Here is a 17,384-nt window from a genome sequence, read left to right on the forward strand (position 1 = left end):
TTGACCATCCACAAAAGCGGATGATCGCACCAAATAATTGGCACTGACATTCATCGGCACACTGTTGAGTTCTCAAAGAACACGCACACACCATCGCGTTCCAGACTGTGTCTGACCCGCTCCGGGGCAACCGTTCCAATCTATCACCTTCGACCGGCGGACCGCAACTCGTGCGTTCCTCGATCTTCGGCTGTTCTGAGTGACGTTCAGGACACCACTGAACTCCGAACCTCTCGGTCCGGGGCGGTGTCCCTGTCGCTCGAACGAGGACTAAGTTACGCCCACGCTTCCGGGCCGTCAAATCGCCTGGTCAACGGCCCGGAAGCGAGTCAGAACCTTCGCGGTCAGCTGCGGTGCACGCGAACGCCGGCGAAATTACGCTTCCCCCGGCGGATCACGAGCCAGTGCCCGTGCAGGAGCTCTGCGTCGGACGGTGTCCACTCCTCCGACGAGACGCGGACGTTGTTGACCGACGCGCCGCCCTCCTTGACCGTGCGGCGCGCAGCGCCCTTGCTCTCGCACAGACCGGTCGAGACGAGCAGGTCGACGATGGTGTCGGGCTCCCCCGGACGCAGGTCCATCACCGAGGCCTCCGTGAGCGCCGCCGCAAGGGTGGGCTCGTCGAGGTCCGCGAGTTCCCCGCGCCCGAAGAGAGCGCGACTCGCCAATTCCACGGCTGCGGTGTTCGCAGCGCCGTGGACGAGCGTGGTCATCTCCGCCGCGAGCCGCTTCTGGGCCTCGCGTGCATGGGGACGCTCGGCCGTCGCGGTTTCGAGTTCGGCCAGTTCCTCGCGGTCGAGGAACGTGAACCACCGCAGGTACTTGACGACATCGGCGTCCGCGGCATTCACGAAGTACTGGTACCAGGCGTACGGACTGGTCATCTCCGGGTCGAGCCACAGGCTTCCCCCGCCCGTGGACTTCCCGAACTTCTTGCCGTCCGAGGAGGTCACGAGTGGGACCGTCAGCGCGTGGACCGATGCTCCGTCGGTCCGTCGGTTCAGTTCGACGCCGGCGATGATGTTGCCCCACTGATCCGAGCCACCGACCTGGAGCGCGCACCCGTAGTCGCGGCGAAGCTGCACGTAGTCGTTCGCCTGCAGCAGCATGTAGCTGAATTCGGTGTACGAGATGCCGTCGCCTTCGAGCCGCCGCTTGACGGTGTCGCGTGCCAGCATCACGTTCACCGAGAAGTGCTTGCCGATGTCGCGCAGGAAGTCGACCGCCGTCAGGCGCCCCGTCCAGTCCAGGTTGTTCGCGACGACGGCACCGGTCGGCGAATCGTCGAAGTCCACGAAGCGTTCGAGTTGTCCCCGGATCCGATCCGCCCAGTCGGCGACGGTATCGGCGGAGTTCATCGTGCGCTCCCCCACGTCCCGAGGATCGCCGATCAAGCCGGTCGCTCCGCCGGCGAGGACGATCGGACGGTGGCCCGCGCGCTGGAATCGCTTGAGTGCGAGAAGCGGCACGAGGTGACCGGCGTGCAGGCTCGGTCCGGTCGGATCGAAGCCTGCATACAGGGTGATCGGACCTGCGTCGAGATCGCGTCGGAGTGCATCGAGATCGGTCGATTGGGCAATGAGCCCGCGCCAGGTCAGTTCGTCGAGAATGTGCTCAGTCACCGCTCGATCATCCCATTCGTGTTCGGAGTGCCGGCGCCCGTGGGCTCCGTCGATACGCCGAGACCCCCGGAGAGCCCGGAATCCACAGACGCCACGGCCGGTCTGCAGCGACGCTGATACCCACACGCGGGCCGGAGGCGACATCGACGTCGTCCCGTCGCTCGGGTAGTTCGAGGCGAACCCGCGACTGTGGGGAGAATATGTCGAGACCGTTGTCGGAGATATCCAATCCCAGTGCCGCGGCGAGGTTTCCGGGTCCGCGTGCAAGCTTGTCGGACGGCATCCCCGGGGTCCGTCGCCGGCTCGCGCACTGTTCGCCGTCCACGATCTCGCCGCCGCGCAGCAACACGGCGGCGGCCACGCCGTCGGGTCCGACCGAGATGTTGGCGCACAGATGCAGGCCGTAGCTGCGGTAGACGTACAGATGGCCGGCGGGCCCGAACATCACGGCGTTGCGTGCGCTCGGACCCCGATACGAATGAGCGGAGGGGTCGGGCCACGGACCGTCCTCCGGTCCGCCGTACGCCTCGACCTCGGTGAGCCGAATGGCGACATCGCCTACCCGGACCACAGCACCGAGCAGCGCACGAGCCGCCTCGACAGGGTCGAGGGATTCGAGGTACTGCGCGCTCATCGCGGCGGGGTCGGTCAGTCTCGGGTCCAGCCGGGAACACCCCGCGTGACGTAATCCTCGTGCTCTGCGTCACCGACGGCCACGGCCTCGTCGATCAGGAGCACCGGGATGCCGTTCTCGATCGGGTAGGCGCGGCGCAGCCGAGGGTTGTAGAGGACCGTGTCGTCGACGAGAAGCAGCGGCCCCTTGTCCTCGGGGCAGGCAAGAATGTTCAACAGCGTGGGATCGACGGCCACGGGGGTCCTTCCGACTTCGTACACAACGGAACGGGTTCAGCCTACCGGGCGGCGGGCGTGGCTCCCGCCGTGCCCGTTGCCCATTTCGTGGCGACCGCCTTGGTGAACCGCTTGTAGGTGCCGGTGTCCCGGTCCGCGTACCACGAGCGAACGGTCGGGGTCGGCAGGCCGTGTTCGCGCAGCTTGTCGGCGGCGGGACGGTAGGACGGCCCGATCGGGATGGACGGGACGATGTGCACCAGATCGGGGCGCTCCGCTTCGGGAACGACGTCGAGAGCGGCCGTGATCTCCGCTGCCGTCGGGGCCTTCTTACCGCGCAACGTACACGCGGCCACCGCGATATCGCTGTCCCCCAGAGTGATTCCGTACGAGACTGCAAGATCGATACGCGGAATCATCCCGAGCATGTCGATCACCGGCTGCGAGTACACCGGTCCGTGCGCGGTGACGACCACCCCGCGTTTGTTGTCGAGAAGCCAGTAGTCACCGTCCGCGTCACGGCGGAACAGGTTTTCGGTGGCGATCCACACGTCACCCGGTTCGAACACACCGCGCATGACGTCGCCGAGCGCTTCGTTGGACGCACCAGGTTTGCCGAGGAGAAGTCCGACCTCGCCGTCGGCGCACGAGCGTACGAAGCCGCGGTCGTCTTCGATGAGCCGTCCGGTGAGCGGGTCGTAGGCCGCGAGACCGACCGCAGCGCTGCCGGGGAGCGGGCGTCCCTTGGATCCCACTTTCGACCCCGACACGTTGGCGAGGATCACGTCACCTTCGGTGGACGCGTAGAACTCGACCACCCGCGCGGGAGCAAAACGTTCGAGGGTGCGCCACCACAGCCCGGGCGGCATGCCGGAGCCGATGAACAATCGGATGGGGTGGCTGGCGTCGATGTGCAGGGAAGGGCTGTCGAGCACCTCTCGCATCATCGACCACGTGTACGTGACCACCGTGACGCCGTAGCGATGGACTTCCTCCCCGAACTTCGCCGGGTCCAGTCCGTTCGACAAGGCGATCCGCGCTCCACCCGCCAATGCACCGCCGAAGCTCACGAGCAGGCCCGACGAGTGATGCAGCGGTGCCAGGCAATACATCGTGTCGCGTCGCCCGAGCGACGCAGCGGTCGCCGTACCGAACGCCGACAGCGCCCAGCGATAGTTGGTGACCCGCTTGGTTTCGAGTGTCGGACCACTCCCCACGAAGAGGACGAACGCCAATTCGCGGGCGAGGCCCGGATCCGGGACGTACCAGCCCGGCAGGTGCACCCCGGAGATGTCGGTCCGCTCGAGATCGACGACGTCGGCGCCGGGCTCGACGTCGAGGTCGCGGACGTCGCCTCCACCCAGCACGAGAACCGGCAGGCCCGTGCCGATAGCGAGGTCGAGGTTTTCCGGGTCGGAGACGAGTTTTTCCACACCGCCGAGTCGGGCGGCGGCGGCCGCGTCCGGTCCAGGGGGGATCAGGACCGATACCGCGCCGAGACGGGAGACGGCGGCCACCGCCGCCATGGCGCTGGGCCGGACGTTCATGAGCACACCGACACGCATCGCCGGCCGGACGCCGTTGTCGACCAGACCGAGAACGATGTTGTCGATGCGGCGGTTGACCGCTTGGTAGGTGTAGACCCGGTCCTCGAAGATGAAGCACTCGCGCTGAGGCCCTCTCCTTCCCTGTTCTGCGAGGAGGCTGCCGACGGAGACACGGGTGCGGGGCTGGATCTGTCCCAGGCGGGCGAGACGCGGAAGTGCTCGCGCGGCTTCGCCCGACAGGTCGCGGGCACCGCGCACCGCGCCGGCCGCGACCTCGGCGATCCCCTTCCCGATATCGGCGCCGACATCGGCGAGCGTGGCGACCGTGTGCGCCACCCGGCTACTGATGGAGACGCCGGTCGCGCCCTCGTCGCTCGGCTCCGGCGCGGTCATGGGACTGACCCCGACGGGCCGGTCCCCGATTCCCTCCCGCCACTGCACCCATTCGCTCGTCGCAGGCCACGTCTGTTGCGCTGCAACGGATCCGACGACGAGACCGAAATGGCCCGCGCGGAGCGAATATTCGTAGACCTCGGCGCGCGGCGACGCTCTGCGAATTCCGCGTACTGCGAGAGGCTGGCCGATGTCGTCGACTTCTCCGAGGAACGCGAGGATGGGGCAGGTGATCTCCGCGAGCGTCACGGGCTTGTCGTTGATCACGAAGCCCCCGCTGACCATGCGGTTGTGCGCGACGAACTGGCGCAGCAGGTCGGCAACCGCGGGTCCGGACCACGCGACCCAGCCCTCGGTGTCGAGGAACCTGCGCTGGGGCTCCCGCGGAAGGAGAGCTTCGCGGTCGTGGAGCTGCCGGAGGAAGTCGATACGCGACCGCACCGTCTTGACCGGGTCGAGGAACTGGAATCCGGTGCGAGCCATCCAGCCTGTGATCGCGAGACGGTTGAAGACGTGATCGGCCAGGAAATCGGCCGAGAGTGTCGCCACAGGGCCGGGGATGCCGAAGGGCAGTGCGGCGAGGGTATCGACGGGACTGCCGAAGGTGATGAGGCTGGCGATGTTGCGGCTGCGGCGGTAGGCGGCAGCCTGGTAGCAGAACATGCCGCCCTGCGAGTAGCCCCCGAGGTGGACGTCGCGTCCGGTGTACGCGTGAATCCGGTCGACGATTTCGTCGAGAGCGAGGATGTGGTCGGTGAGGGTGCGGTCCCACCCGCCTTCCTCTTGGTCGGGCGAGCCGAAGTCCACCACCCAGGGATCGAGTCCCGCGGCGTGCAGGACACCGACCGCACCGCTGTCGCGGGTGACGTCGTAAACGTCCGCGGACATCATCATCGGCGGCACCAACACCACGGGTGGACCGGACGCGGCGGTGTCCGAGTCGGGGAAATAGCGCCGGAGACGGTACATCCCGCACCGTTCGACGACCTGATACGGAGACGACGAGGTGCCCGGTTCGAGCCCCCCGAAGCGGATGACTTCGAGACCGTTCTGCGCCGTCGCGATGAGCCGACGCATCGGTCCGGTCACCGCTCTACCGTCCAGTCCCACGATCGCTTCCCTCCACGATGCCCATGACCCCGGTACATGACGGGTGTACGCGTAAGCCTGCCATATCCGTGATCCGGTCCCGGGCAATTCGGACGCCGCCCGGTCCCGGGCTATTCGGATGCCGCCCGGGACCGGAAGAGGAACAGACGCAGCGCGGCGCCCGCCTACGCGAGGGGCGTCAGGCCCGCACCCAGGCCCGCAGCGCCGCCGCGGTCTCGCGCACCCTGCCGAGTTGCTCGGCAACGCGGACTCCCGCGGTGCCGCCGCGAGCGTTCCGCGACGCGATGGAGCCCTCGACCGTGAGAACTTCACGCACCTGAGGGGTGAGCGCGGGATCGACTGCCGCTAGTTCGGCGTCGGTGAGGTCTTCGAGCCCCACCCCGCGCGTCTCCGCTGCCCGGACGCAGGCGCCGGCAGCTTCGTGGGCCACGCGGAACGGGACGCCCTGGCGCACCATCCACTCGGCGATGTCGGTCGCCAAGGTGAATCCGGCGGGCGCGAGTTCGGCCATCCGTTCGGTGTGGAACGTCAGCGTCGACACGAGCCCGGTGATCGCCGGAAGCAGAAGCTCGAGCTGGGCGACCGAATCGAAGACCGGTTCCTTGTCTTCCTGGAGGTCCCGGTTGTAGGCCAGCGGCTGTGCCTTGAGCGTCGCGAGCAGGCCCGTGAGGTTTCCGATGAGCCTGCCCGCCTTGCCGCGGGTGAGTTCGGAGACGTCGGGATTCTTCTTCTGCGGCATGATCGACGATCCGGTGGACCATGCGTCGGCGAGGGTGATGTACCCGAACTCCGGTGTGCTCCAGAGGATCACCTCCTCCGCCATCCGCGAGAGGTCGACCGCGATCTGAGCGAAGACGAACGCTGCTTCTGCGGCGAAGTCGCGCGCACTGGTCGCGTCGATGGAATTGTCGGCGGCAGCGTCGAATCCCAGATCGGCGGCGATTGCCTCGGGGTCGAGCCCGAGGGACGAGCCCGCGAGCGCGCCCGACCCGTACGGCGAGACAGCCGTGCGCCGGTCGAAGTCACGCAGACGATCGACATCACGCAGCAAGGGATGCGCGTGCGCGAGCAGATGGTGCGCGAGCAACACCGGCTGCGCCGCCTGCAGGTGGGTCTTGCCCGGCATCACGGCGTCGGGGTGCGCGGCGGCCTGGCCTGCGATGGCCTCGACGACATCGAGCACACCGTCGCCGATACGCCGCGCGCTGTCGCGCAACCACATGCGGAACAGCGTCGCGACCTGATCGTTGCGGGAGCGCCCGGCGCGCAGACGTCCGCCCACCTCGGGGCCGACCCGCTCGATGAGACCGCGCTCGAGTGCGCCGTGCACGTCCTCGTCGGAATCCGACGGGACGAACGCGCCCGATGCGACATCGGCGGCGAGGCCCTCGAGCCCGTCGAGCATGGTCGCGAGGTCGTCGTCACTCAGTAGCCCGGCCCGATGCAGGATCTTGGCGTGCGCCTGGGACGCCCGCACGTCGTAGGGCGCAAGCACCCAGTCGAAGTGGGTCGACTTGCTCAATGCCGCCATGGCGGCGGCCGGTCCGGATTCGAACCGGCCGCCCCACAGCGCACCTTCGTTGGTGCCGTGGGTGGCCATGACTACAGGCCCAGATCGCGCTTCGCGGCGACCTTCGACGACAGGCCGTGGATCTGGACGAAGCCCTTGGCGTTGGACTGATCGAAGCTGTCGCCCTCGTCATAGGTGGCGAGGTTGAAGTCGTACAGCGATTCGGGGCTGCGGCGTCCGTTGACGGTGATGTGCCCGCCGTGCATGGCCATCCGGATGTCGCCGGTGACGCGTTCCTGCGTGTTCTGGATGAACGCGTCGAGCGCGTACTTGAGCGGAGAGAACCAGAGGCCGTCGTAGACCAGCTCGCTCCACCGCTCTTCGACACGGCGCTTGTAGCGGCCGAGCTCACGCTCGAGGGTGACGTGCTCGAGTTCCTGGTGCGCGGTGATCAGCGCGATCGCGCCGGGCGCCTCGTAGATCTCGCGGCTCTTGATGCCGACGAGGCGGTCCTCGACCATGTCGAGCCGGCCGACACCCTGTGCGCCGGCGCGCTTGTTGAGTTCCTGGATCGCCTCGAGCACGGAGACGGGCTTGCCGTCGATCGCGACGGGACGGCCCGCTTCGAAGGAGACGATGAGCTCGTCGGGGGCCTGCCAGTTGAGGGTGGGGTCCTCGGTGTAGTCGTAGACGTCCTTGGTGGGGGCGTTCCACAGGTCCTCGAGGAAGCCGGTCTCGACGGCGCGTCCCCACACGTTCTGGTCGATGGAGAACGGGGACTTCTTGGTGACGTTGATCGGCAGGTTGTGCTCGGCGGCGAAGGCGATGGCCTTCTCGCGGGTCCAGGCGTAGTCGCGCACGGGTGCGATGACCTGCAGGTCGGGAGCGAGGGCGCCGAAGCCGACCTCGAAGCGCACCTGGTCGTTGCCCTTGCCGGTGCAGCCGTGCGAGACGATGGTGCCGCCGTACTCCCGGGCCGCCTTCACGATGTGCTTCACGATCAGCGGACGGCTGATCGCGGAGACCAGCGGGTAGCGGTCCATGTAGAGCGCGTTCGCCTGCACGGTGGGCAGGCAGTACTCGTCGGCGAACTCGTCCTTGGCGTCGACGACGACGGACTCGACGGCGCCGCAGTCGAGCGCACGCTGACGCACCACTTCCATGTCCTCGCCGCCCTGACCGAGATCTATGGCGACGGCGACGACCTCCTTGCCGGTCTCCTTGCCGATCCAGCTGATGGCAACGGAGGTGTCCAGCCCGCCCGAGTAGGCGAGTACGACGCGATCGGCCATTGTCTTGTGCTCCTTCTTTTCTTTCGTGTACGTCTCTCGACGCGATGGTTCAGGCCAGTGATTCGAACAGGGCGGCCAGTTGGGCCCCTGTCATCGGTTCCCGGGCGATCACCGCAATGGTGTCGTCCCCGGCGATCGTGCCGACCACCTCCGGTAATGATGCCCGATCGAGTGCGCTGGCTAGATAGTGCGCTGCCCCCGGTGGCGTCCGGAGGACCGCGATGTTGCCGCTGGCGTCGGTGGAGACGAGCAGTTCACCGAGTAGCCGAGATAGCCGATCCGTGCCGCCGGACACTCCGCGGACGGGGCTGCCGTCCTCGGGCACGATGTACACGCCCGCTCCCCCGTCTGCGCCGCGCAGCTTGACGGCACCGAGTTCTTCGAGGTCACGGGAGAGGGTGGCGGTGGAGACCTCGATGCCTTCGGCCGCGAGGAGTGCCGCGAGTTCGGTGTGGCTGCGCACCGCGCGGGTTGCCAGGAGCGCGGTGATACGCGCCTGCCGCGCGGCCCGAGTCGGGGCGGCGCTGCCGGCCCGTTCGACGGCTCCCTCCGCGGTGTTCACGTTCAGCTCCTGCGCTGCTCGAGCAGCCACACGAGCAGGGCCTTCTGTGCGTGAAGCCGGTTCTCGGCCTCGTCCCAGACGACGGAGCGGGGTCCGTCGATGACCTCTTCCGTGATCTCCTTTCCGCGGTACGCGGGCAGGCAGTGCAGCACGATCGACGCGGGATCGGACAGTGCCAGCAGCGTGTCGTCGAGCTGGTACGGCCGGAAGGGGGCCTCGCGGTCCTTGCCGTCGACTTCCTGCCCCATCGACACCCAGGTGTCGGTGACGAGGACGTCGGCGCCGGTCGCCGCCGCATGGGGATCGTCGGTGACGGTGACGCTGCCGCCCGTCTCCTCGGCCCGCGCGCGGGCTGCCGCGACCACTTCCGGGTCGGGGGTGAAGCCCGTCGGGGACGCGATGGTGACGTGGAGGCCGGCGGTGACGCCTCCCAGCATCAGCGAGTTGGCCATGTTGTTCGCGCCGTCACCGAAGTAGGTGAGTTTCAGCCCGTGGGTTCGGCCCTTGTGTTCGCGGATGGTCTGGAGGTCGGCGAGCACCTGACACGGGTGGAAGGTGTCGGTCAGCGCGTTGACCACGGGCACGGTGGAGTGCGCCGCGAGGGTCTCGATGCGGTCCTGGCCGAAGGTGCGCCACACGACCGCTTCGGCGAACCGGGAGAAGACGCGCGCGGTGTCCTCGAGCGTTTCGCCTTTGCCGATCTGCGTGGAGCCGGCGTCCACGACGATCGCGTGACCGCCGAGCTGGGCGATGCCCGCGTCGAACGAGAACCGGGTGCGGGTGGAGGGCTTGTCGAACAACACCGCCACGCTGTAGGGGCCCTCGAGCGGACGCCGCGACAGCGGGGCTTTCTTGAGTTCCGCTGCCAGATCGAGGATTTCGTTCTGTTCGGCGGGAGTCAGGTCGTCGTCACGCAGAAGATGTCTCAGCACGGTGCTTCAGTTCCCTTCCCGGTCGGCGTTGTCGAGGATGGCGGGTAGCGCCGCGACGAAGCTTTCGGCCTGGCGCTCGGTGAGGATGAGCGGCGGCGCGAGCCGGATGACGTCGGGCGCCGGGGCGTTGACGAGGAACCCGGCCTCGCGCGCGGCGGCTTCGACCGCTGCGGACTTCGTGTCGGTGAGGACCACACCGAGAAGCAGGCCGGAGCCCCGCACGTGCGACACGAGGGGGTGCCCGAGGGACTCGATGCCGGTGCTCAGTGTCTTGCCGACGGCGTTGACGTGGTCGAGCAGGTTCTGCTCGTCGATGGTGCGGAGGACGGCGAGGGCCGCGGCGGCGCACACCGGGTTCCCACCGAACGTGGTTCCGTGCTTGCCCGGCTGGAAGAGGTCCGCGGCCGGCCCGGTCGCGAGGACCGCACCGATGGGCAGACCGCCGCCGAGACCCTTGGCGAGGGTCATCACGTCGGGCACGACTCCGGCTGCCTGGTGGGCGAAGAAGGTGCCGGTGCGGGCGATGCCGGTCTGGACTTCGTCGAGCACGAGCAGCGCGCCGCGCTCACGGGTGATGCGGCGGGCTTCCGCGAGGTAGCCCTCCGGCGGCACGACGACCCCGGACTCCCCCATGATGGGTTCGAGGAACACGGCGGCGGTGTTCTCGTCCACCGCGGCGTCGAGCGCGGCGATGTCGCCGTAGGGAACGAACTCGACGCCGGGGGGCATCGGCTCGAACGGTGCCCGTTTGTCGGGCTGACCGGTCAGCGCGAGGGCACCCATGGTGCGGCCGTGGAACGCCTTCTCACAGGCGATGATCTTCGGCCGGCCGGTGAGGCGGGCGATCTTGAACGCCGCTTCGTTGGCTTCGGTGCCGGAGTTGCAGAAGAAGGCTCGCCCGGGGTGTCCGAAGTGCCCGAGGAGTTGTTCGGCGAGTTCCACTACCGGTGCGGAGGCATAGAGGTTGGACACGTGGCCGAGCTGCCCGAGCTGAGCTGTGACGGCCTCGAGGATCGCGGGATGCCGGTGGCCGAGGCTGTTGACCGCGATGCCCCCGAGCAGATCCAGGTATTGCATGCCGTCGGCGTCGGTGACGACCGCGCCGTCGCCGGCGACGAGCGCCAGCTTGGGGACGCCGTAATTGTTCATGAGCGAGCCTGCCCAGCGTTGCTGCAGCTCGGACGTGCCGGTCATGCGTTTCCTTCCGTGACGGGGAGCACCGTCGGGCTGTGCGTGCCGGTGCCCCGGGCAGGGGTGACCATGGTGCCGATGCCTTCCTCGGTGAACAGTTCGAGCAGCACCGAATGCGCCTGGCGACCGTCGATCACGTGAGCGGTCGGTACCCCGCCCTGGACGGCGCGCAGGCACGCCTCCATCTTGGGGACCATGCCGGAGTCGAGGGAAGGCAGCAGTTCGGCGAGCGTGTCCACGTCGATGGACGAGGTCAGCGACGAGCGGTCGGGCCAGTTCGTGTAGAGCCCCTCCACGTCGGTGAGTACCACCAGTTTCTCGGCGCCGAGGGCCTCGGCGAGCGCGGCCGCGGCCGTGTCGGCGTTGATGTTGTGGACGACGCCGTCGATGTCGGGCGCAACGGTCGACACCACGGGGATGCGACCGGCGGCGATCAGGTCGAGGACGGCGGCGGGGTCGACGGTGGTGACGTCACCGACGAGCCCGATGTCGGTGTCCGTGCCCTCCACGACGACGGTGCGACGGGTTGCGGTGAACAGCCGCGCGTCTTCGCCCGAGATCCCCACGGCGTAGGGGCCGTGCGCGTTGATGAGGCCGACGAGTTCGCGTCCGACCTGGCCGAAGAGCACCATCCGCACGATGTCCATCACCTCGGGGGTGGTGACGCGGAATCCGCCGCGGAATTCGCCTTCCAGCCCGAGCCGCCGCAGCATGGCGTTGATCTGGGGTCCGCCACCGTGCACCACGACGGGGTGGATGCCGACGGTGCGCAGGAACGCCATATCGGCCGCGAACGCCGTTTTGAGGTCGTCGTCGATCATGGCGTTGCCGCCGTACTTCACCACGACGATCTTGTCGCGGAACTTCTGCAGCCACGGCAACGCTTCGGCGAGGACGAATGCTTTCTGCTGTGCGGACAGGTTCGCGATGAGGTCTGCGGCCATGTCGGCTCCGGTCACGTGCGCGGTCACGACGAGTAAGCCGAGTTCTCTTCGACGTACGCGTGCGACAGGTCGGTGGTGCGGATCGACACCTCGGCGTCGCCGAGCCCGAGATCGATGTCGAGCGCGATATCGATACCGGACAGGTCCACCTCGCGGGCACCGGGGGCGCCGACGCCGCCGATGCACACGGGCTGCCCGTTGAACGTGACGGTGATCGTGTTCGGGTCGAGTTCGATCGGGGCGATCCCGATGGCGGCGAGCACCCGTCCCCAGTTGGGGTCGGAGCCGAACAGCGCGGTTTTCACGAGGCTGTCACGGGCTACGGTCCGGGCGCCGATGAGCGCGTCGTCTTCGCTCGCGGCACCGCGCACGGTGACGGTGACGCGTTTGGTGACACCTTCCGCGTCGGCCATCATCTGGTCGGCGAGACTGTCGCAGACGGCGAGGACCGCGGCGTCGAGTTCGTCCTGTGTGGGGCTGACCCCGCTGGCGCCGGAGGCGAGCAGCAAGACGGTGTCGTTGGTGGAGGTCGCACCGTCGATGTCGAGTCGGTCGAACGTCTTCCGGCTGGCGTGGCGCAGCGCCGCGTCGAGTTGTTCCGGGGTGGCGACGGCATCGGTCGTGAGCACGCAGAGCATGGTGGCGAGCGCCGGGGCGAGCATGCCCGCGCCTTTGGCCATGCCGCCGACGTTCCAGTTCGCCGCGTGGTGGAGCGCCGCCTGCTTCGGGACGGTGTCGGTCGTCATGATCGCGTGGGCGGCGTCGGTGCCGCCGGAGATTCCTCCGGCGAGTTCGTGGACGATCTCCTGCACGCCGGTGAGGACCTTGTCCATGGGCAGCCGGTCGCCGATGAGCCCGGTCGAGCACACGGCGATCTCACCCGCGCCGGTCTCGGTGCCCCAGTTGCTCAGTGCGTCGGCCAGCGTTTCGGCCGTGGTGTGGGTGTCCTGGAATCCGCCGGGTCCGGTGCATGCGTTGGCACCGCCGGAATTGAGGATCACCGCGCGCAATGCACCGGTGGTGAGGACCTGCTGGGACCACAGGACCGGAGCGGCTTTGACCTTGTTGGTGGTGAAGACGCCTGCTGCGGCGAGCTCGGGTCCCTCGTTGAGGACGAGCGCGAGATCGGCGTTGCCGTTGGCTTTGATCCCGGCCCGGATGCCGGCGGCGCGGAACCCTGCCGGGGCGGTCACGCCCTGGGTGCGGATGAGCCGTCCTCCGGCGATCTCCTCGGCGTGTGCGTACGCGGCGTCCACGCTGTCCTCCGTGGTGGTGCTGTCGGTCAGATCGGTCACGGCGCCACTCCTACGGTGGACAGGCCGGCGGCCTCGGGCAGCCCGAGCGCCAGGTTCATGGACTGGACCGCAGCTCCGGCGGTGCCCTTGGTCAGGTTGTCGAGCGCGGCGATCACGATCAGCAGGCCCGCGTCAAGGTCGACGGTGACGGCGAGCTGAACGGCGTTGGACCCGATCACCGAGCCGGTGGCGGGCAGCACCCCGTCCGGTAGCAGGTGCACGAATGTTTCGTCCCCGTAGGCCTTTTCGTAGACGGCGCGCGCTTCCTCGGCGGTAGCCGTGGTCGGCGCCGTGCAGGTGGCGAGGATGCCCCGGGGCATGGGTGCGAGAACGGGGGTGAACGAGACGGAGACGTCGGTGCCGGCGAGCACTGAGAGATTCTGCTTGATCTCGGGGGTGTGGCGGTGGGCGCCGCCGATGCCGTAGGCCCGCACCGATCCCATCACTTCGGAGCCGAGCAGGTCGACTCTCGGCGACTTGCCCGCGCCGGAGGCACCGGACACCGCGACGATCTGCACGGACGGTTCCACGATGCCGGCTGCGACCGCCGGAGCGAGAGCGAGCGACGCGGAGGTGGGATAGCAGCCGGGTACGGCGATGCGGGTCGCGCCGATGAGCTTGTCGCGCGCGCCGGGCAGTTCCGGCATGCCGTACGGCCAGGTGCCCGCGTGGTCGGTGCCGTACCAGCGCGTCCAGTCATCGGAGGAGGTCAGCCGGAAGTCGGCGCCGCAGTCGATGACGACGGTGGTCTCGGGCAGTTGCTCGGCGATGACCGCGGAGTGGCCGTGCGGCAGGCCGAGGAAGACGACGTCGTGCCCGGCGAGGCTGTCGAGGTCGGTGGGTGCGAGAACCCGGTCGGCGAGCGGCAGCAGATGCGAATGGAATTCGCGGAGGGTGGCTCCGGCGTTGCTCCCGGCGGTGAGTGCACCGATGACGAGTGATCCGTCCTGGTACGCGGGATGGCCGAGAAGGAGGCGCAGGATCTCGCCGCCCGCGTAACCGCTCGCTCCCGCGACGGCCACCCGGAGCGGCGCCTGCGGCGTCGCCGTGAATACCGGTGAATTACCCATACGACTGATTATGCACGATGATGCAAACTATTTCATCCAGCTCTGGGTCACACCCAGTTCCGGGTCATTCCGAACGCAACGACCGCCGGATCTCCGCGAGCTTGTCGGCCGCGGCTGCCTGCCGCGCCTCGTACTCGTCGTCGAGGGTGCGCCCGGACACGCTTTCCCTCGCCAGTTCCTCTGCGCCGATCGCTGTCGCCGAACGGTGCTCGATCTTCTCTCGCACCGAGTCCAGCGTGGGCACGCCGTCGCGGGTGTACCCGGTGATCTCCTCGATCGTCGGCGCCCGCGTCCCCGAACCGACGGGGCCGGGATCGGTGGCCGGTTCGGGCTCGGCGGGCGGCACGTCCGGGATGTCCGGCGACGGCGGCACGTCGGGCACCGTGGGAGTCGCGGGTTCGGCCGGTGTGACGTCGGGCGCAGGCTCGTCCGGCGTCTCGGGCTCCGGTATCCGGCCGTGGTTCCGTTCGTCGCTACTCATACATCCAGGTTACGTCGGACGGACCGAGAGCGGGGGCGCCGAGCCGTGACCCGGCGCGCCCCCGCCGAGGACAACGTCAGCGACGCATCTCGGCACCCACGGAGGCAGCAGCCGCAGCGACCGCAGCGTCACGGGCAGCGCTCGCCTCGTCCTCGGTGAGCGTGCGATCGGGCGCCCGGAAACGCAACGCGAACGCGAGCGACTTGCGGTTCTCACCCACCTGCGCGCCTTCGAACACGTCGAACAGCCTGATGTCTTCGAGCAGTTCGCCGCCACCCGCGCGCAACGCGGACTCGACCGACGCCGCCGGCACCTCCGCGTCGACCACCACCGCGACATCCTGCAGCACCGCCGGGAACGGCGAGACCACCGGAGCGGGCAGCGACTCGGAGATCGGGAGGGCGTCGAGATCGAGCTCGAAAGCACACGTGCGCGCCGGAAGGCCCGCCCGTTCGACGACGGCCGGATGCAACTCACCGGCGTGGCCGACGACCACCCCGTCGACGAGCAACTCGGCGCAACGACCAGGATGCCACGGAAGATACTGCGCCGCACGCCGTTCCAGCTGCACACCCGCGGCCCTGGCAATGGTCTCCGCGGCCGCGAAGGCGTCGGACGCCTCTGCGGCACGTCCGGATCCCCACGGTCCCGCGGGCTCGCGCATTCCCGCGAGCGCACCGCCGACGTGCACGGGCTGCGCCGGGAGCGACTGCTCGAGGGTCGCGATCTCGTCGTCGCTGGGACGCCGGTCGACCGGCAGCGGCGCGACCGCCACCGTGTCGGGACCCGGCTGCACCACCTGGGCGATGGAGAACAGCGCCAGGTCGCGCTGACCGCGCGAGACATTGCGCGCGAGCACCTCGAGGAGGCCGGGCAGCAAGGTGGTGGCCAGTTCCGGGCGGTCGGATTCGAGCGGGTTGAGCACCTTGGTGGTGACGCGGCGCGGATCGTCGGCGTCGAGTCCCCAGGTGTCGAACACGCCGGTGGGCAGGAACACCGGGGCGAGTACCTCGACGTAACCGTCGTATGCCAGCGCCTTGCCGACGGCGCGGCGACGCTTCTGGCTCGGCGTCAGTCCCCGTCCTGCGGGAGCGGCCGGGAGCACCGACGGGATCTGTTCGAGTCCCTCGAGGCGAAGCACTTCCTCGACGAGATCTGCGGGCTGACGCAGGTCGGGGCGCCACGACGGCGGCGTCACCACGAGCTGACCGTGCCCGTCCTCGCCGACACCGACCTCCACGGCACACCCGATCTGGGTCAGGCGACGGGCGGCGGTGCCGTTCGGGTAGGTGACCCCGGCGATGCGGTCCGGAAGGTCGATGTCCATCCGGATCGACACGGGTTCGGTCGGAACGACGATGTCGGTGAGGGTGGGCTCGACGGTGCCGCCGGCGATCTCGACGAGCAGCGCTGCCGCGCGATCGAGTGCGGCGCGGGCGACGGCGGGGTCGACGGTGCGCTCGAAACGCTTCCCGGCTTCACTGCTGAGCTTGTGACGCCGGTTGCCGCGGAACACGGCGAGCGGATCCCAGGTCGCCGCTTCGAGCAGGATGTCGGTGGTCGCGTCCCCGACTTCGGTGGTGGCGCCGCCCATGATGCCGGCGAGGGAGATGACGCCGGAATCGTCGCAGATCACGACGTCCTCGGGATCGAGGTCGCGCTCGACACCGTCGAGGGTGGTCAGCTTCTCCCCCGCCCGAGCCCGGCGCACGACGATATCGCCCTGCAGGGTGGCCGCGTCGAACGCGTGCAGCGGCTGGCCGAGTTCGAGCATCACATAGTTCGTGACATCGACGGCCGGGGAGATCGGGCGCACACCGGCGGTGTGCAGGCGCCGTTGCAGCCACCACGGGGACACTGCGTTCGGGTCGATGCCCGTTACCCGGCGTGCCGCGAACCGGGTGGCGTCGGTCTCCGGCTCGAGCCGGATCGGGTAGGCCTCGCCACCGTCGGCGGGCAGCGGGGTGACCTGAGCGGGGTCGACGAATTCGAGGTCGAAGCCGCAGGCGAGTTCGCGGGCCAGTCCGCGCGCGGAGAAGCAGTAACCGCGGTCCGGAGTGATGTTCAGTTCGACGACCGTGTCGCCGAGCCCGAGCAATTCGTTCGCATCCGCGCCCTGCTCGGCACTTCCCGGTTCGAGCACCAGAATGCCCGAGTGGTCGGTGCCGATACCCAGTTCGCTCACCGAGCAGATCATCCCGTCGGAGACCTGCCCGTAGGTCTTGCGGCTCGCGATGGCGAACCCGCCGGGAAGCACCGCGCCGGGGAGTGCGGCGACCACGAGGTCACCTTCGGCGAAGTTGCGGGCACCGCACACGATGCCGCGGGGCTCGTCTTCGCCCACCTCGACCTTGCAGAACCGGATGGGCTTCTTGAACCCCTCGAGTTCGGTGATCTCGGCGACCCGTCCGACGACCAGGTTGTCGATGCGTTCGAGGGTTTCGATGTCCTCGACCTCGAGCCCGACCCGGACGAATCCCGCGTCGAGTTCCTCGGGCGTGACGTTCCACTCCGGGGTGGCACGCTGCAGGATCTCGGTCAGCCAGGACTGCGCTATTCGCACTTGGGTTCAGCTTTCTCGTTCGT

14 protein-coding genes are annotated in these 17,384 nt (G+C 68.6%); all 14 read right to left on the reverse strand.

The window, feature by feature from the left end:
- Positions 1–344 precede the first annotated feature (344 nt).
- The 14 genes from tyrS to pheT all read right to left on the reverse strand — a co-directional run bounded on the left by tyrS (position 345) and on the right by pheT (position 17,361).
- Positions 345–1,622, reverse strand: coding sequence for a tyrosine--tRNA ligase (gene tyrS / locus ACFWBU_RS12445; RefSeq protein WP_296549947.1), 1,278 nt, complete (start codon positions 1,620–1,622; stop codon positions 345–347).
- 7 nt (positions 1,623–1,629) lie between these two features.
- Positions 1,630–2,256 (reverse strand): DNA-3-methyladenine glycosylase, encoded by a 627-nt coding sequence (locus ACFWBU_RS12450; protein WP_378528407.1) that lies wholly within the window; start codon positions 2,254–2,256, stop codon positions 1,630–1,632.
- 14 nt (positions 2,257–2,270) lie between these two features.
- A complete protein-coding gene (locus tag ACFWBU_RS12455) occupies positions 2,271–2,492 on the reverse strand; it encodes a Trm112 family protein (protein WP_169622996.1) in 222 nt (73 codons plus the stop codon).
- Between the two features lie 41 nt (positions 2,493–2,533).
- Positions 2,534–5,521: an alpha/beta fold hydrolase gene (locus tag ACFWBU_RS12460; protein WP_378528408.1), complete on the reverse strand. Its 2,988-nt coding sequence runs from the start codon at positions 5,519–5,521 to the stop codon at positions 2,534–2,536.
- 178 nt (positions 5,522–5,699) lie between these two features.
- Positions 5,700–7,121, reverse strand: a complete 1,422-nt coding sequence (gene argH, locus ACFWBU_RS12465) for an argininosuccinate lyase (RefSeq protein WP_296549944.1) — start codon at positions 7,119–7,121, stop codon at positions 5,700–5,702.
- Between the two features lie 2 nt (positions 7,122–7,123).
- Positions 7,124–8,323: an argininosuccinate synthase gene (locus tag ACFWBU_RS12470; protein WP_296549943.1), complete on the reverse strand. Its 1,200-nt coding sequence runs from the start codon at positions 8,321–8,323 to the stop codon at positions 7,124–7,126.
- Positions 8,324–8,372: 49 nt separating this feature from the next.
- Positions 8,373–8,885 carry an arginine repressor gene (locus tag ACFWBU_RS12475; protein WP_169622992.1) on the reverse strand — a complete coding sequence of 171 codons (513 nt, stop codon included), beginning with the start codon at positions 8,883–8,885 and terminating at the stop codon, positions 8,373–8,375.
- A 2-nt stretch (positions 8,886–8,887) separates the two neighbouring features.
- Positions 8,888–9,817, reverse strand: a complete 930-nt coding sequence (gene argF, locus ACFWBU_RS12480; protein WP_169622991.1) for an ornithine carbamoyltransferase — start codon at positions 9,815–9,817, stop codon at positions 8,888–8,890.
- 6 nt (positions 9,818–9,823) lie between these two features.
- Positions 9,824–11,011 carry an acetylornithine transaminase gene (locus tag ACFWBU_RS12485; protein WP_169622990.1) on the reverse strand — a complete coding sequence of 396 codons (1,188 nt, stop codon included), beginning with the start codon at positions 11,009–11,011 and terminating at the stop codon, positions 9,824–9,826.
- Complete coding sequence (argB, locus tag ACFWBU_RS12490) at positions 11,008–11,952, reverse strand: acetylglutamate kinase (protein WP_378528428.1); 945 nt, start codon at positions 11,950–11,952, stop codon at positions 11,008–11,010. The genes ACFWBU_RS12485 and argB overlap by 4 nt, the downstream gene beginning before the upstream one ends.
- 23 nt (positions 11,953–11,975) lie before the next feature.
- Positions 11,976–13,208, reverse strand: coding sequence for a bifunctional glutamate N-acetyltransferase/amino-acid acetyltransferase ArgJ (argJ, locus tag ACFWBU_RS12495; protein WP_378528429.1), 1,233 nt, complete (start codon positions 13,206–13,208; stop codon positions 11,976–11,978).
- Positions 13,209–13,243: 35 nt separating this feature from the next.
- A complete protein-coding gene (gene argC, locus ACFWBU_RS12500; RefSeq protein WP_378528409.1) occupies positions 13,244–14,317 on the reverse strand; it encodes an N-acetyl-gamma-glutamyl-phosphate reductase in 1,074 nt (357 codons plus the stop codon).
- Positions 14,318–14,381: 64 nt separating this feature from the next.
- Entirely contained in the window at positions 14,382–14,798 is a 417-nt protein-coding gene (locus ACFWBU_RS12505) for a PspA/IM30 family protein (protein WP_296549939.1), read from the reverse strand.
- Positions 14,799–14,874: 76 nt separating this feature from the next.
- Positions 14,875–17,361: a phenylalanine--tRNA ligase subunit beta gene (gene pheT / locus ACFWBU_RS12510; protein ID WP_378528410.1), complete on the reverse strand. Its 2,487-nt coding sequence runs from the start codon at positions 17,359–17,361 to the stop codon at positions 14,875–14,877.
- Positions 17,362–17,384: the final 23 nt, after the last annotated feature.

Origin of the sequence: Rhodococcus sp. NPDC060084, assembly GCF_042730335.1 — a bacterium.
Lineage (GTDB): Bacteria > Actinomycetota > Actinomycetes > Mycobacteriales > Mycobacteriaceae > Rhodococcus.